The organism is Pedobacter agri, from assembly GCF_032678665.1.
GTDB classification, from domain to species: Bacteria; Bacteroidota; Bacteroidia; order Sphingobacteriales; family Sphingobacteriaceae; genus Pedobacter; species Pedobacter agri_A.
On record NZ_JAVTSH010000006.1, the window covers coordinates 310,126 to 336,152 of the forward strand.

Below are 26,027 nucleotides of genomic sequence, written 5' to 3' on the forward strand. Positions count from 1 at the left end.
TAACAAATTGCACGTTGCGCCGACTAATATCAAATACTAACAAATTATCATGAAAAGAATTTTACTCTTAATCCTCTCCCTGGGAATTTTTATGAACGCACAGGCACAGTTTCCTGCCGGTGGTTTTGGTGGAGGTGCTAAGAAACCAACTGTTTTTGGCCGTATCACGGCTACCATTTTAGATTCAGTAACAAAACAGCCTATTGATTATGCAACAGTTTCGCTGATTAATGTAAAGGATAACAAATCGGTAAATGGTGGTGTAACTGATCCGAAAGGAAAACTATCATTACAAAACGTTGCTCCAGATGCTTATAAACTAATGATCGGTTTCATGGGTTATAAAACCAAGTCTGTTTTAGTTACTACAACGCCAGCCAAGCCTGATCAAAATTTAGGAACGATTTATATTTCTTCATCAGAAAATACACTTGCCGATGTTCAGGTTCAGGGAACAAAAGCCGTTATCGAAAATAAAATCGATAGAATGGTTTATAATGCAGAAGCCGATGGTACAAATGCCGGTGGCGATGCTACAGACGTAATGCGTAAAGTGCCTATGCTTTCTGTTGATGTTGATGGAAACGTTCAGTTAAGAGGTGGCGCAGTTCGTGTGTTAATTAATGGCAAACCATCTGGAACCATGGCAAGCAGTGTTTCTGACGCCTTGAAAATGATTCCCGCAGAGCAAATTAAAAGTGTGGAAGTAATCACCAGTCCATCAGCAAAATATGACGCAGAGGGTTCAGGCGGTATCATCAATATCATCACTAAAAAATCAAATGCGCAAGGGGTAAGTGGAACCGTAAACTTATCTGCGGGAACCCGCCAGAATAATGGTGCGTTTAACCTAACAGCAAAAACTGGTCGCTTAAGTGTAAATACAAGTTTAGGAGCCAACCTGGCGTATGCTCAGGATTCGAGGGTTTTATTTGAAAACAATACCCGTACTGATTCCATCGGCAAAACCAATATCACTAATATTTTTCAAGATGGTGTTTCGAAATGGAGCCGCAATGGCTATAACGGTAGTTTTGGCGCTGATTATGATTTTAATGCCTATAACAACTTAAGTTCGACCATTAAGTATAATAACTTCTCCAATGGTGGGCCTGGAAGTGCCAATTATAATTTAAATGGCGTACAGTTTAGAAACATCAGTTCAATGGATATGGGCTTCAACAACTTCGATTGGAATGTAGATTATAAACATACTACGAAAAAAGAAGGAGAAGAATTTACAGTTGCGGGTCAATTATCTTCAGGCAGAAATACTACCGAATTTGAAAACGAAATTATTGGCAGTAATTTCCCGGCTGTAAATAACGATAATACTGGTAAAAATAAAGAGTATACTATTCAAACGGATTATACTTATCCATTCACAAAATCAACTATTCTGGAAGTTGGAGCTAAAGGAATTTTCCGCGACATCAGCAGTGCGTTTTCAAATAATGCAAACCAAAATTTCGATTATAACCAGGATGTAGCCTCTGCGTACGGCGTAATTAGTTTTAAGCTAAGTAAAAAGGTCAACTTTAAAGGAGGACTGAGATCTGAATATACCAGTATCGGATTTAACAACGCACAGGGTGGTGTTCAGAAGAACGATTATTTCAACCTATTCCCAAGCGCCATCATTTCTCAAACCTTAAAAGGAAATGCAACTTTAAAACTGAGTTATAACCGTAGGGTGCAAAGACCAAGTTTGGCTTACCTAAACCCTTTCCGTAATGAAAGTGATCAGTTTAACATCAGACAAGGTGAGCCAACTTTAGATCCTGAATTGAGTGATAATTTCGAATTAGGTTACTCTACTTTTGTAAAGGGATCTGTAATTAACGCATCAGTTTTTTATCGCAGAACCGGCAATGTAATTGAAAATTCGATTCTATCTATAAGGGAAAATGGCTTTGATAAAACGTTAACAACCTACATTAACGTAGGTACAGCACAAACATATGGTGCAAACGTTTTTGCATCATACAACCCTAAACCAAAATGGACTTTGATGACCAACTTAGGTGTGAATACTTACGAAGTTAGCAATACGCAAACAGGTATAAGTACCGGAACATTTTTAAATTATAATATTTTTGGTCGTTCGGCTTATGGATTCGGTAAAGGCTATAACTTTGAATTGTTTGGTGTTGTCAATTCGCCAAGAAGAACCTATCAAGGTAAAACCGATGCCATGGTGTTCTACGGTGCATCATTCAAGAAAGATATTTTAAATAAAAAAGGTTCAATTGGTATCAACACCTTAAATCCTTTCACTCGCGATTTACATATCAGAACAGTAAACAATTCGGTAACAACTGTTGGTAATAAGGTGAGTACGCTTTATCAAAGTACCAATGTATATTATCCGTTACGTTCTTTTGGTGTGAACTTTAGCTATAGCTTTGGTAAATTGAAATTTACAGAGAAAAAGAAAATCAAAAATGATGACATCAAACAAGACCAGCAGCAAGGTGGTGGTGGAATGGGTGGTGTTCAGCAATAAAAACCCAAATCAAATATAAATTTAAGTCCTCGAATTAAAAATCGAGGACTTTTTTGTTTTAGTGTGTACAATATACACTTAGTTTGGCTTGTTTTTAATCTCGTACATGCGATTTTGTATTTTTTTATGCTTGTTTTTGCAGTTTATTTTAAGCTCTATGGCCTTGTTTCGCTAAAATATGGCCTTATTGTTCATTTGTTTAGCAATGCTAATGTTTTTGCTTAGGTTTCATGCGGTATTTTACTTTTAAAAATTATATATTGCATATAACTAACAAACATTAACCTAAACAATAGAGATATGAGAAAAATCTTTACTTCACTGCTTTTCATGTGTATGTTACTTGTCGGCATTTCTTCTTTTGCGCAAGTAAAAACCATCACAGGGAAAGTTACTTCTTCCGATGATAACGGACCACTACCTGGAGCAAGTATTAAAGTTAAAGGAACAAACACCGGAGCCTCGACGGACGGAAACGGAAATTTTACGATTCAGGTTTCTTCCTCAGACGCGGTTTTAGTAATTAGCTTAATTGGATACAAAACACAGGAGGTCACCGTAGGGAACCGAACCACCGTAAACCTGGCGCTTGCTTCAGATTCGCAACAACTTGAAGAGGTAACGGTTTCTACAGGATTAGGGATTACCCGCCAGGCGAAATCGCTGGGTTATGCTGCACAGCAGGTTAACAACAAAGATTTAAACTTTAACCACCAACCTAACTTAATTAATGCCTTGCAGGGAAAAGTTGCTGGTGCAACCATTTCCAGTATGGGTGGTGGCCCTGGTCAGGGTGCGAATATTCGAATCAGAGGTGTTAACTCCATCGATCCAAGTATTCCAAGCGATCCGCTTTATGTTATCGATGGTGTGCAGATTGATAATTCTACCTCTACGTTGGGCGCAAATCCAGGTGGTACTGCTTATGGTGCCAGAGGGGTAAGCAACAGAGCTTCTGATATTAACCCGGAGGATATTGAAACGATCAATATCCTGAAAGGTGGTGCGGCAACTGCTTTATATGGTTTAAGAGGTGTAAATGGCGTAGTGGTTATCACGACTAAACGAGGTGCAGCAGGCGCCTTGAGCATTAATTTAAACAGTAGTTATGGCTTTGATGAGGTGTTGAAAAAACCTGCTGTTCAAACTGAATATACACAGGGGGTTTTAGGCGTTTATGCCAATCCACCAAGCGGTATTGGACCAGCCTGGGGACCAACAATAGCTGAAGCAAAACTACTTGATCCAACACACCCAGATCAACTTTTTAACAACTATGACCGGGCATTTGGAACTGGTCAACAGATTAAAAATTCAGTTTCAGTAGCTGGCGGAAGCGAAACGGTAAAGTTTTTCTCTTCGGTATCGCAATTGTATCAAAAAGGGATGATGCCAAACACTGATTATAAAAACCTTTCAGGAAGGTTAAATACCGATATTACCATCAGCCCTAAATTTAAAGCTTCAGTAAATATGAACTTTAGCAACGCAGGTGGTTATACTTACAGTGCCGATAGGTTTGGTGAAGGTTTGGCATACTGGTCGCCTCGCTACGATGTTGCAGATTACATCAATGAGAATGGCACACAAAAGTATATTGGAACAAATAACCCAATTTGGGGTACCGAAACCAACCAATTGAAAAGTGATGTGAATCGTTTTATTGGCGGGGCAGCATTAACTTATGAGCCAACTAAATGGTTGAACTTTTCATACCGTTTTGGATTAGATACCTATAACGATAACCGTGTAAGAACTGCACCAGGCCCGATGGGTATTACCGGTGAACAGGTGTATGATAATGATCAGGGGTTCTATGGCGAGTATAACTCAAAAGTTAGAACACTAAATGGTACCTTCTTAGCAACCTTAACTTCAAAAATAACAAGTGATATTAATGGTACATTAAGATTGGGACAGGAGATGTATGATAGCCGGTTAAAAAATATCGGTAGTTTAGGAAGTCAGCTAAGCATTTACAACTTCTTCAACCTTGCAAATGCAAAAGTGATTAGCGTTTCGCAATCCATTACGCAAAAAAGATTAATAGGTTATTTCGGTGAGGCTACTTTCGATTATAAAAACTACTTATTTTTAACTTTAACGGGTAGGAATGATATCACCTCTACCTTGTCTAAGGAAAACAGATCGTTCTTTTATCCGTCAGCAAGTATTAGTTACGTATTTTCTGACCAATTTAAACTTCCTTCGGCAATTAGCCAGGCCAAGTTAAGATTATCTTATGCTAAACTTGGAAAAGATGCGCCAATTTATGCCGGTGCATCATCAGGTTTCGCTACATATGGTAGTTTACCAACAGGAACCACAGGTTTAACGCTTGCATCTAATCTTGGAAATCCAAGCCTTCGCCCTGAATTTACAAATACTTTCGAAACCGGCTTAGAGATGTCTTTTTTTAAAGGTCGTTTAGGATTTGATTTCACTTATTATTATTCGCTGAGTAAGGACCAAATTATTCAGGCACAAATTACCTCAGCAACAGGTTATGTAACCACATCAATCAACGCTGGTAATATTCGTAACAGAGGAGTTGAATTGGTGATTAATGGAAAGCCAATTGATGGAAAAGATTTCAAATGGGGTGTTAACTTAAATGTATCAGCAAATAGAAACAAAATCCTTTACTTACCAACCGATATTATTTATGGTGCGGCAAGGGGTTATGGAAATGCTGGTGTAACGATGAAGTTGGTTGAAGGACAAGCTTTTGGTAACATTTATGGTTCGTATTTTAACAGGTATTCAGGTGGGCAACCTCAAGATCCTAACTTCTTGGATAAAAATTTGCCTTTGCTTATTGGCGCTGATGGCTTCCCAATCATTTCTGGCGGTACACAAAGAATTTTAGGTAATTCACAACCAGATTATGTAATTGGTATGGGAAATAACTTTAGCTACAAAAGATTTAGTTTGAATGTATTGTTTGATGCCCGTTTAGGCTTCGAAAAATATAACTGGTTGGAAGATTTTTATTCTGCTTTTGGTTTGCCAGATTATACTGCCGACAGAAGATCATTCAGGACGTTTGAAGGTGTACTTGCAAACGGAACGCCAAACACAAAACAAGTTTGGTTAGGTCAGCGTTTTGGCCCTGATAATGTAGATTATGGCGAGGGTTATTACCGTAGATTTTACAGAAACGTTTCTGAGCCATTTGTAACAGATGCATCGTGGGTTCGCCTTCGTTCTGCGAGTTTAAGTTATGCTTTGCCAACAAATTGGTTACCTAAAAAAGCAATCAGGTCTGCCTCAGTTTCAGTAACTGGAAATAACCTTTGGTTATGGACCAAATATTACGGTGTAGATCCGGAGTCAAGTTCGTATGATGCAGGTAGTAACAACGATGGTTCTGCTGGATTTACCTATCCAACTGCCCGTACAATTATGTTTTCTCTAAATGTTGGTTTTTAATTTGATCATGATGAAAAAGATTTTAAAATACACAGTATTATCAGTTTTGACGGCAAGTATTGCACTTCAGGGCTGTAAAGACAGCTATTTTGATGATGTTGCTAAAAACCCTAACCAAGTAACTACGCCAACTTTAGCATCTCTGTTGGCTACATCAACCAGTAAAGCTGGGGTGAATAACTATAACGTTGCAAGTGCCATCGTTCCATATGTTCAGTATACCGCTAATCCGGCTGCTGCAGGTGCGGGTGATACTTATCAGTCGATAGATTTTAGTGGAACCTGGGATGCACTTTATTTTGCAATAGCGGATGCCAATGAAATGAAGAAAATGGCTGTTGCTCAGGGATCGAGTGAGTACAAGGGTGTTGCAGATGTACTTATAGCCTATAACCTGATTATGGTTAATGATATGTGGGGCAGTGCGCCATTTTCTCAAGCGTTCGACATCACAAACTTTTTTCCGAAATACGATTCAGCTCAGGAAATCTACAATCAAAGCATGGCTTTAGTAGATGAAGCTATTGTAGAGTTGGCTAAAACCAATGCTACTGTGAAATTAGCCGCAACCAGCGATTTGATTTACGGCACAACAGGTGCTAATGAACGGGCTAACTGGTTAAAGTTTGCCTATGCGTTAAAAGCCCGATTATTAAATAAAGTGAGTAAAACGAGCACTTATAATCCTACAGCAGTACTATCAGCAGTAGGAAGTTCATTTGCTTCAAATGCAGAAGATGCTCAAATGGCAACCTTCAGTGTTCGGAACTTTTGGGCCGGTGTTGCCATCAGTAATGCATCGCAATCTTTAGGTGGATGGTTATCAGAGCAATTAATTGACCACTTAAATGGTACTACTTACGGTTTGTTTGATCCGCGTATTGCAAAAATTACAGATAGGACGGTTAATAACGTTTATATCGGAACCGTAAATGGTGCCGGAAACAGATTGCCGGGAGCGAACACTGTAAAAGATGAATGTTATATTTCTGTAAACTCTCCTTGGACCAGTCCAACCTCTCCAATTTTTATTGCCACCTATGCAGAGATGAAATTTATTGAAGCTGAAGCTGCGTTCACAACTGATAAGACACGTTCTTATAACGCATACCTAGCAGCAATTTCGGCCAATATGGATAAATTCCAGGTTGCAGCAGCCGATAAGGCAACATATTTGGCAGATCCACGTGTGGCAGTTGGTGCGGCGGCATTAACTAAAGATTTGATTTTTAAAGAAAAATATGTAGCTACATACCTCAATCCGGAAGCCTGGAATGATGCCCGCCGTTACGATTATAAATATAAAGACTTCACACTACCGGTGAACGTAACCCTTCCTGATTTCATCAGAAGAAATGATTATCCTCAAGGTGAGCGTAGTAAAAATGGTGCTAACGTTCCTGCAGAAGTGCCTAGAACAACTAAGTTATGGTGGGATCAGTAACAATATTATTGAAAAACTAAGTTTGAAGCCCTAATCGAGTGTCGGTTAGGGCTTTTTTTGTAATTTATCGTTAAATATTCAACATGAAAAAATCTTTGCTTTTTCTCTTGCTGCTCCTTTCTTCGGTTCAGCTATTTGCTCAGTCTTTCACCCTCAAATCAGCGCTAAGTTATCCATTCCCCAATCAACTAACAGCATCAGTGCAAGGCAATAAAATTGCCTGGGCTGCTAATGAACAAGGTTTAAGAAATATTTACACCGCAGAAGCCCCAGCTTTTAAAGCGAAGAAGGTTACCGATTTTAAGGAAGATGATGGTCAGGAATTAACCAGCGTTTCCATTTCAGCAGATGGGAAATGGATTGTGTTTGTAAGAGGTGGTGATCATGGAGGTAGAGATGGCGGTCCGGTGAATGCCAATTCATCAACTACTGCACCAAAAGTTCAGGTGTTTTCCATTCCATTTACTGGCGGAAATTTAATTGCATTAGGTGAGGGCGATTATCCCGTGTTATCTCCGACAGGCAACGAAGTTCTATTTGTAACGGCAGGCCAAATAAAAACTGTCCCTGTAGATGGAGCTACAGCAGCAAAAAATCTTTTTTATGCCAAGGGTGTGAACTCGAGTTACAAATGGTCGCCGGATGGCAAACAAGTCGCATTTGTAAGCAACCGAACAGATCATTCCTTTATCGGCATCTACAATAAAGAGAAAACATCAATACAGTGGTTGCAGCCATCTTTTTCTAAAGATAATGCACCGGTTTGGTCTCCTGATGGTAAACATTTAGCCTTTGTCAGAACGCCTGGATCTGGCGGAGAAACGGATTCGGTTTTAGCTAAAAAACATCAACCCTGGGCAATATGGACAGTCAACGTAAACGATGGAACAGGGAAACAAATCTGGAAAGCACTAGAAACCATCATGGGGTCTTATCCATCTATTGAAGGTGGAGCAAACTTAAACTGGGCTGCAAATAAAATCATTTTTTGTTCTTATGAAGATGGATGGCCACATTTATATTCAATGAATCCCGATGGGACGAATAAAATTTTATTAACGCAAGGAAATTTCACTGTTGAAAATATAAAGCTGAGTAATGATAAAAAAACAGTTGTTTTCGCTGCAAATAAAATTGTAGATGTTCATGATCTGGACAGAAGGCACATCTATAAGGTAGCAGTTGACAAGGCTAATATCCAGCCACTTACTTCTGGAAAAGGTATCGAAACCTATCCTGTAATAGCGGGAGATAACCAAACCGTATTTTGCTTAAGCTCAACAGCTGAAAGACCGTTGCTACCCGCTATAATTGGCAATGATAAAAGCATAAAACTGATAGGTGAGGAACTTATACCTGCTGAGTTTCCGATAAAGGAAATGGTTGAACCCAAGCATGTTCGCTTTAATGCTCCGGATGGCAAACCGGTTTATGGGCAGTTATTTTCGCCTAAAAAAGCCGTTAAAAGCCATCCGGCAATCATATATGTTCATGGTGGGCCACAGAGACAAATGTATTTGGGCTGGAGTCCAATGGATTACTATTCTATTGATTATGCCTTAAATCAGTACCTGGCGAATCTTGGTTTTACTGTTTTATCTGTTAATTATCGTTTAGGTTTAGGTTATGGTTACGACTTCCATAAGCCTGCCAATGCCGGTGCTCAGGGTGCCTCAGAATACCAGGATATTAAAGCAGCTGGCGAATGGCTGGCCAAACAACCTAACATTGATGGGCAGCGAATAGGTATTTACGGAGGTTCTTATGGAGGATATTTAACGGCTTTGGCGTTGGGAAAAGATTCGAAGTTATTTGCTGCGGGTGTAGACATTCATGGCGTAAATAATCGATTCAGCAATAACGCAGCGGAAGGCAAAGCACCAGCTCCGGATGCAGATCTGGCAGCTAAACTAGCAACGCAATCTTCGCCTGTAACTTATATCAATACCTGGACCTCACCAACGTTAATTATTCATGCTGATGATGACCGCAATGTTGCTTTTTCTCAAAGCGTAGACCTTGCCAAACGTTTTGAAGATAAAAAGTTCGGATTTGAGTATCTGGTTATTCCTGACGATACACATCACTGGATGAAATTTTCGAACGGAGTAAGGGTGAGCGAAGCTACAGCCGATTTTTTAAAGCGCAAACTGATGGATAAGAAGTAATACTTTCGCCTGTTAATTTTTGATGATTCTTTTCAGAATCATCAAACTTAAGGCGTTAAAACCATAACCGCTGATATTGTTTTGCAGCATGACAACAGACTGATCATAAAATAGCGGCACAACGGGTGAATTGTCCATCACCAGCTGGTCCATTTTACGGTACAGTGCAAAACGTTTTTCAGCATCTGCTTCATAATAACTTTGTTCAAATAGCTGATCAAACTCTTTATTGTAAAAAGCGAAATAATTGGGGCCGAATGGCACCTTGTTTTTGGAATAAAACATCGAGAGAAAATTTTCGCCATCGGCATAGTCTGCAAGCCATGAACCACGAAAGAAGTTTACACTGTTTTTCGACATTAAATCCCGTAAACTGGAACTCGGACTCACATCAATTTTCACTTTTATACCAACATTGGTGAGTTCGCCTTGAATAAATTCGATTAAATCTTTATAGGTTGTGGTGGTATTTAGCGTTATTTCTGGCATTCCCTTTCCTTCAGGGAAACCAGCCTCCTTTAATAATCTGGCAGCCAAGGCAGGGTTGTACGTGTAACCCTTAACAGCCAGGCTATCAAAACCAGGCATGCCTTTGGGGATGAAACCAGAAGTGGCTGCGATGCCGATCCCGTTACGCAAATACCTGATCAGCTTATCACGATCAATGGCGTGATTAATCGCCTGTCTGATTTTTTTGATCTTCAGCGGTGAATTCTTCACCAGTGCCAAATTGGTATCCACTAAAATTCCAACATATTCTGTACACAAATAGGGGCTTTTGGTTAAACTAAACTTACCCTTGTATTTAGCACTCATATTTCCACTTTTGGTTAAGATATCATCGCGATAGCTGCCATCCACGTTGTAATAGAAATCCAGGTCTTTTTTTAAAAAACTCATAAAGCCACTTTGCTTATCGGTAATGAATGTTGCTTTAACGGCATCTAAATAAGGTAACTGCTTTCCTGACAGATCTTTTTCAAAATAGTGATCGTTTTTAAGCAGCACCAAAATTTCTCCTTCTTTCCAGTATTTGAATTTGAAGGGTCCTGTTCCAACCGGGTGACTTCTAAAATCTTTTCCATAATGTTCTACTACCTCTTTTGGTACAACCGAACAGTATTGAGTAGTGAGCAGGTTCATGAAAGGAGGGAAGGGGCGTTGCAATTTAATTTGAAAGGTAGTATCGTTTATGGCGATAAAGCTATGTTGATCTTTCACCTTGTCGCTAAAAATCCAGCCGCCTGACGAAGCCACTTTCGGATCAATTAATCTGTAAAATGAATAAGCAAAATCGCTGGCAATTACTTTTCTCCCCTTGCCGTTTTTGAAAATAGGATCATCCTGGAAATAAACATCATCACGAAGATTAAAAGTATAAATCAAAGCATCTTTGGAAACCGTCCAGCTTTTTGCGATGCATGGAACAGTTTGCAACGAAGAATCAATCTGAACCAGGCCATTAAAAATCTGGTTGGTCATCCAAATGGCGTTTTGGTTGCGGGCAAAGGCTGGATCTAACGAGGTTAATCCCTGATCCAGATTAATGTTGAAGACTTTTTTGTCGCTATGATCGTCATTTTGCTTACATGAAGCAAAGATTATACAACCAAAAATCCAAAATATATAATGAAATGAACCTCGCATGCGATCAGGAATGTTATTTTTGCACAAATTAATAAATTTAATGCAGATGTCTTTTTTAAACGATTTATTTATTGGCCTGGATGCCGCACAGCAAGAAGATTTACAAGAACGTTTAGATATTGTGGAGCACAAAATTAAGTTTATGGATAAAATGCCTGTTGCTTTGTTAGATGTAAACAACAATTCCAGTTATTTCCTGTCGGAAGAAATTGCTTTGGCTGGCGGCATGATAGCGTCAGACCTCATGAGTGCGATTTTTATCATTTACTATCAACCTGGCAAAACGCTTACTGATTTGATGCGGGAAGTTCCGTCAGTTTTAAGTGCCGATTGGCAGGCCGTAACAAATAATAGAATTATTTTATTAAACGATGATGTTGATCGTGAGCGAAATGCTGAAAATGCGGTTTCACTAATTGAAGATATGGCCGAGATGCTGCATCCGGGATCTTTTATTTTTGGGCATGAGGGTGATAAGTGGATTAGATTTGGCGCCTAAATTAAATGGATGTTGTGAGGCATTCCGAGACAGCATTATTTAATTTCCACAAAACGCAATCATAATTTATTAATCAGGTTTACAATGAAGAGGTTCTTCGCTATCGCAACGTTTCTTTTTACCTATTTATTTGCGCACTCGCAGGTTATACCAACATTAACTGCCGATGTTGCTGAAAAACTTTCAAAAATGCCGATAGGCTGTATTGGCCAGGAGTTTCCGAATAAAACTTCGCATGTAGCAAATACCGCGGTTGATGGAAGGTTGCTACCAAGTGAACTACATCCGGCATTTTTCGGATGTTTAGACTGGCACAGCTCGGTTCACGGGCATTGGATGCTGTTGCGCTTACTCAAAACGGTTCCGAATCTGAAGAATAAGGCTGAGATCATCGCTATTTTAAACAAAACTTTTACGCCTGAAAAAATGCAGGCAGAGGCCGAATACTTCACTAAGTATCAGGTAGCCAATACCTATGAGCGTACTTATGGCTGGGCCTGGTTGTTAAAGCTCGATCAGGAATTATATACCTGGGATAACCCAGATGCCAAGAAATGGTATACTGCATTGCAACCACTAACACAGCAGATACTTAAACTTTGGAAAGCTTATCTGCCTAAACAAACTTACCCAAATAGAACTGGCGTTCATCCAAACACTGCATTTGGGTTAGTGTTTGCATTAGATTGGGCAAGAACTTTTAAAGATTCGGCTTTCGAAAAACAAATTGACGATAGAGCAAAAGCCTTTTATTTAGATAATACTGCAACTCCGGCTTATCTGGAGCCAGACGGTTCAGACTTCTTTTCACCAAGTTTAGAAATTGCTGATCTAATGAGAAGGGTACTTCCAAATAAGGACTTTGTGACCTGGCTGAATAAATTTTACGAGAAAAGAAGCATTGAGCGCATTAGTGATTTGCCTGTCATCAGCGACATTAATGATTACCAGGGTGTTCATTTAGTGGGTTTATCTTTTACCCGGGCCTGGTGTATGAAGGGCATTGCTAAAAAACTGCCTAACAATCATAAATGGAAAAAACACTTCGAACTTACCGCCGATAAATTTTTAGCCAATGCACTACCATTGGTGTTTGCCGGTAATTATGGCGGCGACCATTGGCTGGCATCTTTCGCTGTTTATGCTTTAGAACAGTAGGGTGGAGATTAAAATACAATAGAATCGTATAGCGATGATGCACTCGTTAGAAAGGAGCGCAAGCGTATCTAACATCATTAAAAATCCTGAAATAATTCGGATGAGGGTTGGCCGGTAATCCGTGTAAATCTGCGTATTTTATCTGCGTCCATCTGCGGGAAAACTTAACAACTCTCCAAATCAAAAAAATCCTACAAATCCTGCTTAAAACTTGATAAACTTATCAATCTGCTCATCCGTAAACTTAAGGGTATCTTCTTTAAACAGATTTCCATTTTCATCCAGTTCTTGCTTAATGTTTGGTATGTGTAAACGCAAAGGCAAAACATGCAGGTGAACATAGTGGCAAACGCCTGTAAAGTGATCTACGCCACGGATGTTGCCATACTTGCCAGATGAAACGCCCACTAACGCCGCTTTTTTATCATAAAAGCTATCCGGATAATTACAGGCATCAACCAATACCTTTAAAACTCCAGGATAACTGCCATTATATTCTGGCATGATGAAAATAAATTTCTCGGTAGAAGAAATCAAATCCTGTATTTTTTGGAACGCCACCGAACGTTTACCATACATATCAGTATTTAAAACATCGGCAGGTAAATGTTCAAGGCTGAACAACTTAGCATCCGAGCCTTTTAGTTTAAGTTGTTGCTGGTAATATTTAGCAACTTTTAACGTATTGCTATTGGGTCTGTTGGTGGCTGCTATAATTGTAATCATGGATGAATTGTTAATAAGATGTTTAAAACGCGAATGTCCTTATTGCTAAAATTGCCATATAGTTTGTATCTTAGCTGATTGAGAAAAAGGGCGTAAACAACGCAAAAATAGAACTTTTTGCCGATTAAAAGGCATGATTTAGCAACGCCCGTATAAGCTTTAAGTAAATTTCGGATAGATAGATGAGCAAAATTATTGCATTAGCAAATCAAAAAGGTGGCGTTGGTAAAACAACATCATCTATAAACCTGGCTGCGAGTTTAGCCGTATTAGAATATAAAACGTTATTGGTAGATGCTGATCCTCAAGCAAATTCAACTTCAGGCATTGGTTTTGATCCCCGGAATATAAAAGACAGTATTTACGAATGTATCATCAACGATATTGATCCTTTACAGGCAATTCAGAAAACTGATACACCAAATTTAGATTTACTCCCTGCGCACATCGACCTAGTTGGTGCTGAAATCGAGATGATTAATCTGAACAACCGTGAATACAAAATGAAAGCGGTTTTAGAGAAAATCAAAGATCAGTATGATTTCATCATTATAGATTGCTCTCCTTCATTGGGTTTAATTACAATTAATGCTTTAACAGCTGCAGATTCGGTAATTATTCCGGTTCAATGTGAGTATTTCGCTCTGGAAGGTTTGGGTAAATTGCTTAATACAATTAAAATCGTTCAAAACCGTTTAAATCCTCAGTTGGAGATAGAAGGGATTTTATTAACCATGTACGATGTTCGTTTACGTTTATCTAACCAGGTGGTAGAAGAAGTACGAACGCACTTTCATGAACTGGTTTTCGATACCATCATTCAACGAAATACCCGCTTAAGTGAGGCACCAAGTTATGGTGTGTCAGTAATCATGCATGATGCAAACTGCAAAGGTGCCATTAACTACCTGAATCTTGCCCGCGAAATCGTGAAGAAAAACGGATTATTAAAGGAAGAAGAAAACATAAATACAGCAACTTTATAAATTATAGATGACATCTTTTCAGCGAAAAACAGGTTTAGGAAGAGGGTTAAGTGCGCTTTTAGATGATAGCGAATCTTCTCATCCGCCGAAACAGCAGGTGAATGACGTTAGCGAAACTGAGCAGATTGGCAACATCAGTCATGTAAGTTTAACCGAAGTTGAAACCAACCCTTACCAGCCACGTACCGAATTTGACCAGGTAGCATTAAACGAGCTTGCTGATTCCATAAAAGTTCAGGGCTTAATCCAACCGATAACGGTAAGAAAAATAGCCGCCAATAAATACCAGTTAATATCTGGCGAACGTAGATTCAGGGCTTCAAAACTCGCAGGGTTAACCCAGGTTCCTGCGTATATTCGTAGTGCAAACGACCAGCAAATGCTGGAAATGGCATTGATCGAAAATATCCAGAGAGAGAATTTAAATGCCATTGAGGTAGCTTTAAGTTTCCAGCGGATGATTGATGAAGTGGGTTTAAAGCAAGAGCAATTGGGCGAACGGGTAGGTAAAAACCGTACAACAGTTACCAATTATTTGCGTTTGTTAAAACTTCCACCTGCTATTCAGGCTTCCATTCGCGATCAGCGCATTTCGATGGGGCATGCCCGGGCATTAATCAATGTTGATGGTGTGGATAAACAATTATTTATCCACCAGGAAATTTTAGAAAAAGGTTTGTCTGTTCGTAAGGTAGAAGAACTCGTTCGCAATCTGCAACATGCGCCGCTGAAAGTAGAAGATCAGCCGAAAACAAAAGCTGTTTCTTTTCAATATCAAAAACTGCAGGATGATTTAGCTTCAAAATTTGCCACAAGGGTAAAACTGAAAGTAAGCCAGAATGGTAAAGGTGCAATCGAAATTCCTTTTATGAGCGATGATGATTTAAACAGGATTTTAGAATTATTGGACTGGTAATGCAACTTCATAGGCTTTTAATACTGGTTTCCTTATTTACTTTTTTTCTTGTAAACCAAGCTTCGGCTCAGGTAGAAGATACTGTATCAAAAGCTACTGACACGTTAAAGAGTCGGAACTACAGGCCTATGAAGGTTGATTCTCCAAAGGTAATGACCAGAAGAGATTCAATGAAGGCTAAATATGTTAATCCGGGCAAGGTTGCTGGAAGAAAAGCTGTTATTAAATCGCTCATCCTACCTGGTTTAGGGCAAATTTACAACATGCAGTTGCTAAATGATGGATCGAGGGCAGGCAAAAACCTCACCTTTCAACGCATTTACACCATAAGCAAAATCACCGCCATTTATGGTGGTTTTACAGCGCTAACCTTGTCATATCTGGAAAGTAGTAAACAGTATAATCTTTATCTCAAAGAGTTGCAGTATCGTGATCTTAATAAGGGTCAGCCAGATCCTGCCGGACCTTTTGGTACCCGTTTTTCTACCGCCGGAATTACAACCGGTAAAGACACTTACCGAAGAAATAAGCAAATTGTACTCTTCTCTTATGGCTTAGTTTACTTCGCCAATGTGGTTGATGCATACGTGGCTGCCCGTTTACATTTCTTCAATATTGATGATACCTTATCTTTTAAGGTGCTTCCAACAATGATCAACTCCAACAGCATGTATAGTTTTAATGCTACACCTGCAATAAAACTCTCCCTAACATTTTAAATTCCAAGTAATGAAAATAGCGCTTTTAGGTTATGGCAAAATGGGACAAATTATCGAAAAATTTGCCCTTGAACGTGGTCACGAAATCGTTTTAAAAATATCAATAGATAATCAGGAAGATTTAACCAGGCAAAATTTAAAATCAGCAGATGTAGCCATCGATTTTAGTACGCCAGATTCGGTTTTAAATAACATTAGTGCATGTTTTGATGCGAATGTTCCGGTTGTGGTAGGTACTACCGGCTGGTATGGAAAGCTTCAGGAGGTTAAAAATGATTGTAACACCAGTAACAATACGTTGTTGTATGGGTCTAATTTCAGTATCGGCGTTAATTTGTTTTTTAAATTGAATCAAACTTTAGCAAAGCTGATGAATAACTATCCGGCTTACGAAGTTCAGGTTGAGGAAATTCATCATACACAAAAGCTTGATGCGCCAAGTGGAACAGCCATTACTTTAGCTGAAGGAATTGTGGATAATCTGGAGCGGAAAGCAGAATGGTTAAATGAAGTAATTGGAACTGATGTGGAAGTTTTTCCGAAAGCGGAACAATTGCTGATCGAATCGCACCGTATTGAAAATATACCCGGAACGCATACGGTAATTTACAGCAGTGAGGTAGATGATATTGAGATCAAACATACTGCACATAGCCGGGCAGGTTTTGCTTTAGGTGCTGTGGTAGCGGCAGAATGGGTAAAGGATAAAAAAGGATTTTTCAGCATTACCGATATTTTTGAGTAGGAGCAAAGAGCAAGGAGCAAAGAGCAAGCATTAAAATTGAATAAAAGAATCAGATAACAGTTAACCAGTTTAAATAGCTGTTAACCAATAAAAAATAATATGAATTATAAATTCTGGCAACGAAAAAAGGATGCCACAAAAAAGAAAAAAACAAAGACAAGGGAATGGGTTGACGCCATTGTTTTCGCTGTTGTAGCAGCTACCATCATCCGTGTTTTTTTTATTGAGGCTTATACCATTCCGTCAGGATCAATGGAGCGCTCTTTATTAATTGGCGATTTTCTTTTCGTGAGTAAAGTAAACTATGGTGCCCGCATCCCGATGACACCTGTGGCATTTCCATTTGCGCACCACACCATGCCACTGACTACATCAACAAAAGCTTACTGGGATGGCGTTCAGTGGAAATATCGTCGCCTGCCGGGTTTATCGGAAATTAAGCGAAATGATGTAGTGGTGTTTAACTTTCCTGAAGGCGATACCGTAGCGGTAGAAAATCAATCAGATAGCTATTACAACATGGTCCGCAATATGGGGCGTGAACAGGTTCGAAGTAACTTTACCATTGTCGATCGTCCGGTTGATAAGCGTGAAAACTTCATTAAACGGTGTATCGCGATTCCTGGAGATGTAATCTCTATGAGCAATGGACTGGCCTCGGTAAATGGTAAACAAGAGCCTTTGAAAAATACCGGCATGATGCCTTATCGGATTGTTTTTAAAACAATGGATTTTAATTATGCCGTGTTGGATGAATTTAAACTTGAATTGGGTAACAGTCCGGCCATTGCAGATAAAACCTACATTGTAAATGCCTCGCCTGAAATTGCAGAAAAACTGAAAGCATTTGATTTTGTGAGCTCGGTAACCTTAAGTCCTGATGCCCCAGGTCCTGAACAAGGCGGTGTTTTCCCGCACGATCCAAATCGGGTTTGGAATCGGGATAACTTTGGACCGATTAAAGTTCCTTCGAAAGGATGGACAGTAAAAATCGATAGCACTACAATGCCGCTTTATTACAGAGCAATCAGAACGTATGAAGGCAACAAGGTGGAGAAAAAAGATGGTGTGTGGTTCATCAATGATAAAATTGCAACCAACTATACATTTAAAATGGATTACTATTGGATGATGGGTGATAACCGCCACAATTCTGCCGATTCCCGCTACTGGGGATTTGTTCCGGAAGACCACATCGTAGGTAAAGCATTATTCATCTGGATGAGTATTGATAGTGATGCCTCGTTCTTCAGTAAAATACGTTGGAGCAGGCTATTCAAAGGAATTGATTAGTTTAACGACATAAATCCAAACAAAAAAAGGCTTAAAGAAATTTAAGCCTTTTTTTGTTTGGAAAAATACTTTTAAAAAAAATTATTAAGTTAGCTTATGTTTTAAATTTATTTATTAAGTTTGTTTATAAACCAAATAATCATGTCTATCATTATTGAGAAAGGTCAGCGCTTAAGGGCCGACATTATAAAGCATCTCTATTATAAAAAGGCTTTATCGCTAACCGATTTGAGTAAGCTTACTAAAAAAAGTTTGCCACTGGTTACCTCGATAGTGAATGGTTTAATTGCTGAAGGTTATATTCTTGAACAGGGTTTGGCGCCCTCAACGGGTGGCAGAAGGCCATCTATGTATTTGCTCAATGCCGATCATCAAAAATATATCGTTGCAGTAGCGATGGATCAGCTCATTACCAGGCTAACGATCTATAACCTTTCCAGAAATGCGGTAATTCCAATGCAATACCTGGAGTTTGACATGTCGGATGAGAACAGTGATGTTTCAGCACTGATCAATTTCATTAACAAAAGTATTGACGAATCAGGCATTAACAGAAAAAATATTGTAGGGGTTGGAATTGGTATGCCGGGTTTTGTTAACGCAGAATTAGGGGTAAACTTATCTTACCTACCCGTTAAACAAGGCGATACACTCCGCGAATACTTAAGCAAAAAAATAAAACTGCCCGTATTTATTGATAATGACTCGAGTTTGATTGCCTTGGCTGAATTAAATTTTGGAGAAGCGATTGATCTGAAGGATGCCATGGTAGTAAATATTGGCTGGGGTACAGGTTTGGGCATGATTATGAACGGCAAACTCTATCGCGGAAGCAGCGGGTATGCGGGTGAGTTTAGCCACATTCCTTTGTCAGACAGCAATAACCTGTGTTCATGCGGCCGGCGGGGTTGCCTTGAAGTAGATACATCTTTGCTGGTGATGGCAGAGAAGGCTGAGAAAGCACTCGCAGAAGGTAGTGAATCGAACATGAAGGAGCTTTTCAAAGATAAAAGCAAACATCCCAGAGATCATTTTTTGGATGCTGTGATTGCACAAGACCCTCTGGCCATTTCTATTTTGTCAAAAGCAGGTTTTCAGCTTGGCAAAGGCTTAGCTACATTAATTCATATTCTAAATCCTGAATGTATTGTGTTGAGTGGGAGAGGTGCCAAAGCTGGTCAAATGCTTTTGCCATCCATTCAGCAAGCCATTAATCAATTTTGTATTCCCCGTATTGCAGGGCAAACCACTATCAAATTATCTACGCTAACTGATGAAGCTGAATTGCTAGCTGCTGCCAGTTTAATTGTAGAAAACAGTCAATTCGAATAAGCATAAATTATTTAATTATGGATATATAAAAACCGAAACCAAATCCCTAAAACAACTAATCAAAACCCTAACTAAAAAAATATGAAAAGAGTGTACTTAAGGTGCTTGAGTATATTGTTGTTAACCATGTTAACAATAACATCCTACGCACAAAAAACAATCACCGGAACGGTGAGAGATGCATCTGGACCGCTTCCAGGTGTGAGCGTTTCCATCAAGGGAACAACAAAAGTTACCCAAACAGATGGAAGTGGAAAATTTTCTATTGCCGTATCTCCAAAAGAAACCCTGGTTTTTTCAGCAATTGGCTATTTAAGGCAGGAAGTTGCTTACAATGATCAAGCTACAGTTAGCATAACGCTAAAGGAAAGCACTAACCAGTTAGATGAGGTTAGTGTAGTAACAACTGCCTTAGGCATCAAAAGACAAGAAAAATCTTTAGGTTATGCAGTTAGTACTGTTACAGCGAAGCAGCTAACAGAGGCTGGTAATACAAATTTTGCATCAGCATTATATGGAAAGGCAGCAGGTGTGAAAATTACGACGGCGCCTGGTGGTGCAAGTAGTGCGGTGAACGTTCAGATTCGTGGTATTAATTCCATTAATTATAATCAGCAACCTTTATATGTTGTTGATGGTGTAATGATTAGAAATGATGGACAAAACGGTGCTGCAGGAGCTAATAATAATAACTATTGGGATGATCAGCGTGTTCGTGGAAATGGTATTTTAGATATTAACCCAGCAGATATTGAAAGTTTAACGGTATTAAAAGGCGCTAGTGCATCTGCTTTATATGGATCTGATGCAGCCAGTGGTGTGATCGTTATTACAACTAAAAAAGGCTCAAAAAGTCGTGGTTTAGGTATCGATTTTAATTATCAGGGATCGATTGATCAAGTTGCTTTCCTACCTAATTTTCAGAATACTTACGGTCCAGGATACGATAGAGAAACTAACGTAGCTAATGGTGCTACAGAAGAAGGTTGGATTGCTGATCCATTATCGCCAACTGGCTTAAGACCATATTTTAGGGCTTACGCCAATTTTGGCCCTAAAATGGAAGGCCAGCAAGTAAGATGGTGGGATGGTTCCATTCGCCCTTATTCACCTCAACCTAACAATTACCGCGATGTTTACCAGGATGGATATACCTCAAATGCGAATATTGCCATATCAAACCAAACTGATGCATTAAATTATCGCTTTTCTGCAACAAGGTTAGATTATAAAGGTACACAGCCTGGTAATACGGGTTCTAAAAACACCTTCAACTTAAACTCTACAATAAAAATAGCTCCAAAAGTTTCTGCTGATGTTATCGTAAGCTACGTTAACACGAAAACGATAAACAGACCATACCAGTTGGGTCAGGTTTTAGGTTCTTTCGCCGGTTTTTTTAGTCGTGCAGAAGATATGAGTTTGATGAAAGAAAAATACCAAACAAGTAACGGTTACAAATATTCTACTTTTGATCAAACTGCACGCCCTGAACCATTTGTTTATAATATCAGAGCAACAAATTTATTGGATTTTTACTGGCAACAATTAAAAAATAATTATCAGGAGAACGAAAATAGGTTATTATCCAGTTTCACGTTAAATTATGATTTTGCCAAGAACCTGAAATTTAGAGGTCGTATTGGTAATGACTACACAAGCATAAAAGCTGAGAACAGACAGTTTACTGAAATTCCTAGTGCATTAAATGGTAACACCAGTACAGGCTCTTACACTACTAATCAGGGGCAATATGCTATATTGTATGGCGATGCATTGGTAACTTATTCTAATAAAATAGGTGAAGATTTCGGGTTATCTCTAAGTGGAGGTTATCAGGGAAGAAAGGAAACATTTAAAGATTTAAGATCAAACACCAGAGATGGATTAGTTTCTGAAAATTTCTTTGCATTATCCAACTCATTTAATGTCGCAGAAACAGCAGAAACAAGAAAAGAACAGCTAAAATATGCTTATCTGGGCATCGCAAACTTTAGCTATAAAGATTTTCTGTTTTTAGAGGCCACTGGTAGGAGAGAATATGTTTCTACATTACCTCCTCAAAACAATCAATATTCTTATTTCTCTGTAAATACAGGTTTTGTATTTAGCGATATTGTTAAGTTGCCATCATTCTGGGATTATGGTAAATTAAGAGCATCATATGGCGTTGTGGGAAATGCTCCCCCAATTTATGAAGCTAACATTGCCTATACTCAAAACTCGCTTCAAAGTGTAAATGGTTCAGTTCCATCCATTATTACAGCCAGATCTTTTGGTAACTTAAATTTATTACCAGAGAAAAAACATGAAGCAGAATTTGGTTTAGAAACACGTTTCTTAAAGGGTAGATTAGGTTTTGATGTTAGTTATTATGATAACAAAATCAAAAACCAGATTTTACCGCTTGATGTAACTTCAACGAATGGCGCACAAAGTCAAATCATAAATGTGGGTGAAATTGGAAACAGAGGTTTTGAGGTGGCATTAAATGCTACTCCAATTGCTGGTAAATTTAGATGGGATACCCGTTTAAACTTCTCTACCAATAAATCTAAAGTTAACTCATTAAAAGATTCCAATTCAGAAATTAACTTTTATAGCTCAGATCAGGCTACTGCCAAAATTGTAGCAAAAGCAGGTGAAGAACTGGGTAACATCTACATTCGCCCAAGAAAAACTGATGCTAATGGAAATTATTTAATTAATGATGATGGTTTCTATGTAATGGATAATTCAGTGTATGTTAAAGCTGGAAATATTATGCCAAAAGCTGTCGGTGGTTTTTCTAACACATTAAGCTATAGTAATTTTGCCTTAGATTTCACTATTGATTATCGTTTTGGAGGCAAAATGATTGCTCCAAACTTAAAATACATGCGTGGCGCAGGTATGCTTGAAAATTCAATGGAATTTAGAGATGCTGAAAATGGTGGGTTGACCTACACAAGCAATGGTAAAACCTACAATGATGGGGTATTATTGCAAGGCGTTAATCAAACAACAGGCTTGCCAAATACCAAAATACTTTCTGCTGCTGACTACTATATCACCACTTATAACTGGGGTGAAGGTTCCTTAACTGAAGCAGAAATTTTCAACAATAACTACATTAAAATGAGAGAGATCACCCTGAGCTACAAAATACCTGCAACCTTTACTAAAAAGATAGGTATCACAAACCTTAGGTTTTCACTAATTGGACGTAACTTATTTTACATTCACCGTACCTTAAAAGATTTAGACCCTGAGGCACCTCTGGGAAATAAATGGTGGTCTCAAGGGGTCGATGTAGGTTCTACAGCAGCTTCAAGAAACTTTGGTTTCTCACTTAACGCTAATTTTTAACCAACGAATCAATAAAAATTATGAAAAAGTTATTTATAAAAGCAAGCTTTCTTTTAATTGCAATATCGACTGTAGTTGGTTGTAAAAAAGAACTTGATGAAAAATTTAATAATCCGGAAAAAGTTTTAGATCCCAGCTTAAATGGATTATTCACTGGTATGCTCAATAACGACCGTGTTGCGGCAAAGTATTGGAATGTACGTACGTTTTTAACTCAAATGCCTGGTGTTTATGCACAAACAAGCTACATCGCAAATGGCAATACCATTTATCAGCAAAGTGATGGCTATTCTCAACAATATTGGGATGATTTTTACAGCACTGGTGGAAATGGTAGTGGTGTATTGGCTCAATACAGAACGATGGAAGTTAAATATCAATCCTTATCGGCTGCTGAACAAGCCAATCAGAAAGCGATTATGCAAGCTGCCAAAGTTGTTTTGATTGAACAGGCGGCAAAAATGGTAGATTTATGGGGTGATATTCCATTTTCTGCAGCAGGTAGCTTAAACTTAAGCAGTACAATCAGTAATCCGAAATACGATGAGCAGAAGGCATTGTATACTTCTTTTATTGCCGATTTGGAGGCTTTGGCAACTTACTTCAACACCAATACTACAACATCAGCTTTTTCAAAATCTGACATTCTGTTAAAGGGAAGTATGAATATGTGGGCTCGCTATGCAAATTCATTGCGCCTACGTTTATTAATGCGTATTTCCAGAACGGATGAAGCAACCGCCAGAACAGCAGTTTTAGCTATGCTTGGCAATCAGTCAACCACGCCGTTAATAGATGGCGATAACACATCCGAATACAACCCTGCAACATCAGATGTTTTGTTGCAAACGCTAACAAACAGCACAAGTGATTTAAGAGATGCCTTTTTCGAAGGAAGCTGGTATGCCACAGATTATGCATTAAATACTTTGATGTTACCAGCCAATGATCCAAGGATTCCGGTTATTTATGATAAATTTGGTAGAATAGTGAAGGTCAACAATAGGGATGTGTTTGTTCAAAATGCAAACTATAGAGCAATGCCGATCACATTTACAACGGCTCAGCAAGAATCTAGCTTTGCGGACTACTCTGTATTGGATTCAGCAACATTTTTGTTTAACCAAAAGTTACCAGGCATATTAATCACCTCATCAGAAGTTAACTTTCTAAAAGCAGAAGCTTTTGAAAGATGGGGAAATACTGCTTCTGCAAAAACAGCATATGATAAGGCTTTAAGGCAATCAGTTACTTTCTATCATTACCTTAATAATTTAAATCAGGGAGGTGGTTACCGAAATGTAACAGCACCTTCTGCATCAGTTGTAGATGCATGGGTAAACTCCTCTACAGCGACTTATACAGGATCTTCTGCTGCTAAACTCACCTTGATTTACAACCAAAAGTGGCTTCATTACGGAGTTTTACAATCAACAGAAGCTTGGTCTGAGTATAGAAGAACGGGTTTCCCTCTTTTAACTTTTCCAACAGCAGGAAAGTTATCAGGTTTTGATACCCCGCCAACAAGATTGGTTTATCCTGCGAAGGAAAAAACACTCAATAGTGAAAACTATCAGGCCGTTGTAAGTAAAGACACCAGAAAAACAAAAATCTTTTGGATGCCTTAGTTGAATAATTCATTTAATCCCAGTCATTTGGCTGGGATTTTTATATTTTAAGATGTATAGAAAATTAATTATTGTTTCTGCGTTAGTATGTTGCTCTGTGTTTTCTTTTGCGCAAGAACGCAACGATATCATGCAGCAATCTGCAACATATGAATGGCCAAAAGATCAACTGGTTAAAGAAAAACTAGATCAATGGCAGGACAAGAAGTTTGGAATGATCATTCACTGGGGTTTATATGCCGTACCAGGAATTATCGAATCATGGTCAATCTGTTCAGAAGACTGGATTGAACGAGACTCTACGGTTTCTTATGAAAACTATAAAAAGTGGTATTGGGATTTCAGCAAACAATTCAATCCAACAAAATTTAATCCGGAGCAATGGTCGGCGGCAGGCAAGAAGGCAGGAATGAAATACCTCGTTTTTACCACGAAACACCACGACGGATTTGCCATGTTTGATACCAAACAAAGTGATTTTAGCATCGCCAAAGGTCCTTTTGCCAGTAACCCTAAAGCTGATGTTGCCAAATATGTTTTTGATGCTTTTAGAAAAGATGGTTTCATGATTGGAGCCTACTTTTCTAAACCCGATTGGCACTCACAATATTACTGGTGGCAAAAATACGCCACGGCAGATCGCAACAACAATTACGATATCCGGAAATATCCATGGCGCTGGAATAAATTTAAAGATTTTACCTTTAACCAGATCAGTGAACTTATGAATAACTACGGAAGTGTAGATATTTTATGGCTGGATGGTGGCTGGGTTCGTCCGTTAGAAACGGTAAACGAAGAAGTGCTTTCATGGGGCGCCAATATTCCGAAATGGAGCCAGGATATTGATATGCCGAAGATTGCAACAATGGCCAGAAAAGCACAACCCGGCTTATTAATGGTTGATCGGACAGTTCATGGCCCCTTTGAAAATTATCAAACACCCGAGCAAAGAATTCCGGAAAAGCAATTAGATTATCCATGGGAAAGCTGTATGACATTGGGTGGCGCATGGGGTTTTGTTCCCAAAGATCAATATAAATCATCAACCGAAGTAGTACATAAGCTGGTGGAGATTGTGGCCAAAGGCGGAAGTTTACTGCTTGGCGTTGGGCCGAAACCAGATGGAACCTTACCCGAGCCAGTTACCCATCAACTCCATGAAATCGGAAATTGGACGTCGAAAAACGGCAGAGCCATTTACGGTACCCGCATTACAAAGAATTACCATGATGGACAAACCTGGTTTACCCAAAGCAAGGATGCTAAAAAAATCTTCGCCATCTATTGTTTAAAACCAGGCGAAGCTGTCCCAGCGGTGCTGAGATGGAAGGGTAATGTGCCTAAAAAAGGGAGTGATCTTACATTCGTATCGACAGGCAAAAAAGTTAAATGGCAGAATATAAACGGCGAAATCATGGTTTCACTTCCGAAGGTTGAACAAACAGCGGCTTTAGCTTTCGAATTTACGCCTCAATAA

At 38.9% G+C, this 26,027-nt stretch carries 17 protein-coding genes; 15 read left to right on the forward strand and 2 right to left on the reverse strand.

The features are described from left to right. The first annotated feature begins 49 nt into the window (after nucleotides 1-49). The 4 genes from R2Q70_RS14495 (at nucleotide 50) to R2Q70_RS14510 (ending at nucleotide 9,550) form a co-directional block, all read left to right on the forward strand. Nucleotides 50-2,506: a TonB-dependent receptor domain-containing protein gene (locus tag R2Q70_RS14495; RefSeq protein ID WP_316808282.1), complete on the forward strand. Its 2,457-nt coding sequence runs from the start codon at nucleotides 50-52 to the stop codon at nucleotides 2,504-2,506. A 300-nt stretch (nucleotides 2,507-2,806) separates the two neighbouring features. Next, complete coding sequence (locus tag R2Q70_RS14500; RefSeq protein ID WP_316808283.1) at nucleotides 2,807-5,938, forward strand: SusC/RagA family TonB-linked outer membrane protein; 3,132 nt, start codon at nucleotides 2,807-2,809, stop codon at nucleotides 5,936-5,938. 7 nt (nucleotides 5,939-5,945) lie between these two features. Next, complete coding sequence (locus tag R2Q70_RS14505; RefSeq protein ID WP_316808284.1) at nucleotides 5,946-7,382, forward strand: SusD/RagB family nutrient-binding outer membrane lipoprotein; 1,437 nt, start codon at nucleotides 5,946-5,948, stop codon at nucleotides 7,380-7,382. Nucleotides 7,383-7,465: 83 nt separating this feature from the next. Further along, entirely contained in the window at nucleotides 7,466-9,550 is a 2,085-nt protein-coding gene (locus R2Q70_RS14510) for a S9 family peptidase (protein ID WP_316808285.1), read from the forward strand. 12 nt (nucleotides 9,551-9,562) lie between these two features. Here the strand turns inward: R2Q70_RS14510 and R2Q70_RS14515 are convergent, their stop codons facing one another. After that, nucleotides 9,563-11,197, reverse strand: coding sequence for an ABC transporter substrate-binding protein (locus tag R2Q70_RS14515; RefSeq protein WP_316808286.1), 1,635 nt, complete (start codon nucleotides 11,195-11,197; stop codon nucleotides 9,563-9,565). 46 nt (nucleotides 11,198-11,243) lie between these two features. On the opposite strand from R2Q70_RS14515, the gene R2Q70_RS14520 reads away from it, so the two are divergent. Continuing rightward, on the forward strand, nucleotides 11,244-11,696 hold the full coding sequence (locus R2Q70_RS14520) for a hypothetical protein (protein WP_316808287.1): 453 nt from the start codon (nucleotides 11,244-11,246) through the stop codon (nucleotides 11,694-11,696). An 84-nt stretch (nucleotides 11,697-11,780) separates the two neighbouring features. Continuing rightward, nucleotides 11,781-12,854: a DUF2891 domain-containing protein gene (locus R2Q70_RS14525; RefSeq protein WP_316808288.1), complete on the forward strand. Its 1,074-nt coding sequence runs from the start codon at nucleotides 11,781-11,783 to the stop codon at nucleotides 12,852-12,854. 204 nt (nucleotides 12,855-13,058) lie between these two features. Here the strand turns inward: R2Q70_RS14525 and R2Q70_RS14530 are convergent, their stop codons facing one another. Next, nucleotides 13,059-13,580 (reverse strand): NADPH-dependent FMN reductase, encoded by a 522-nt coding sequence (locus tag R2Q70_RS14530; RefSeq protein ID WP_316808289.1) that lies wholly within the window; start codon nucleotides 13,578-13,580, stop codon nucleotides 13,059-13,061. Between the two features lie 182 nt (nucleotides 13,581-13,762). Here R2Q70_RS14530 and R2Q70_RS14535 point away from each other — a divergent pair, with 182 nt between their 5' ends. The 9 genes from R2Q70_RS14535 to R2Q70_RS14575 all read left to right on the forward strand — a co-directional run bounded on the left by R2Q70_RS14535 (nucleotide 13,763) and on the right by R2Q70_RS14575 (nucleotide 26,027). Then, entirely contained in the window at nucleotides 13,763-14,566 is an 804-nt protein-coding gene (locus R2Q70_RS14535; RefSeq protein ID WP_316808290.1) for an AAA family ATPase, read from the forward strand. A 7-nt stretch (nucleotides 14,567-14,573) separates the two neighbouring features. Next, the gene (locus R2Q70_RS14540) at nucleotides 14,574-15,482 is read left to right on the forward strand and encodes a ParB/RepB/Spo0J family partition protein (protein WP_316808291.1); all 909 of its coding nucleotides are present in this window, start codon (nucleotides 14,574-14,576) and stop codon (nucleotides 15,480-15,482) included. A gap of 128 nt (nucleotides 15,483-15,610) precedes the next feature. Beyond that, nucleotides 15,611-16,201: a DUF5683 domain-containing protein gene (locus R2Q70_RS14545; RefSeq protein ID WP_316808292.1), complete on the forward strand. Its 591-nt coding sequence runs from the start codon at nucleotides 15,611-15,613 to the stop codon at nucleotides 16,199-16,201. A gap of 10 nt (nucleotides 16,202-16,211) precedes the next feature. Then, complete coding sequence (gene dapB, locus R2Q70_RS14550) at nucleotides 16,212-16,946, forward strand: 4-hydroxy-tetrahydrodipicolinate reductase (RefSeq protein ID WP_316808293.1); 735 nt, start codon at nucleotides 16,212-16,214, stop codon at nucleotides 16,944-16,946. A 99-nt stretch (nucleotides 16,947-17,045) separates the two neighbouring features. Next, nucleotides 17,046-18,239 (forward strand): signal peptidase I, encoded by a 1,194-nt coding sequence (lepB, locus tag R2Q70_RS14555; protein ID WP_316808294.1) that lies wholly within the window; start codon nucleotides 17,046-17,048, stop codon nucleotides 18,237-18,239. 141 nt (nucleotides 18,240-18,380) lie between these two features. After that, on the forward strand, nucleotides 18,381-19,571 hold the full coding sequence (locus tag R2Q70_RS14560; protein WP_316808295.1) for an ROK family protein: 1,191 nt from the start codon (nucleotides 18,381-18,383) through the stop codon (nucleotides 19,569-19,571). A 126-nt stretch (nucleotides 19,572-19,697) separates the two neighbouring features. Beyond that, complete coding sequence (locus R2Q70_RS14565; RefSeq protein WP_316808296.1) at nucleotides 19,698-22,919, forward strand: SusC/RagA family TonB-linked outer membrane protein; 3,222 nt, start codon at nucleotides 19,698-19,700, stop codon at nucleotides 22,917-22,919. 20 nt (nucleotides 22,920-22,939) lie between these two features. Beyond that, entirely contained in the window at nucleotides 22,940-24,547 is a 1,608-nt protein-coding gene (locus R2Q70_RS14570; RefSeq protein WP_316808297.1) for a SusD/RagB family nutrient-binding outer membrane lipoprotein, read from the forward strand. A gap of 52 nt (nucleotides 24,548-24,599) precedes the next feature. Beyond that, nucleotides 24,600-26,027: an alpha-L-fucosidase gene (locus R2Q70_RS14575; protein WP_316808298.1), complete on the forward strand. Its 1,428-nt coding sequence runs from the start codon at nucleotides 24,600-24,602 to the stop codon at nucleotides 26,025-26,027.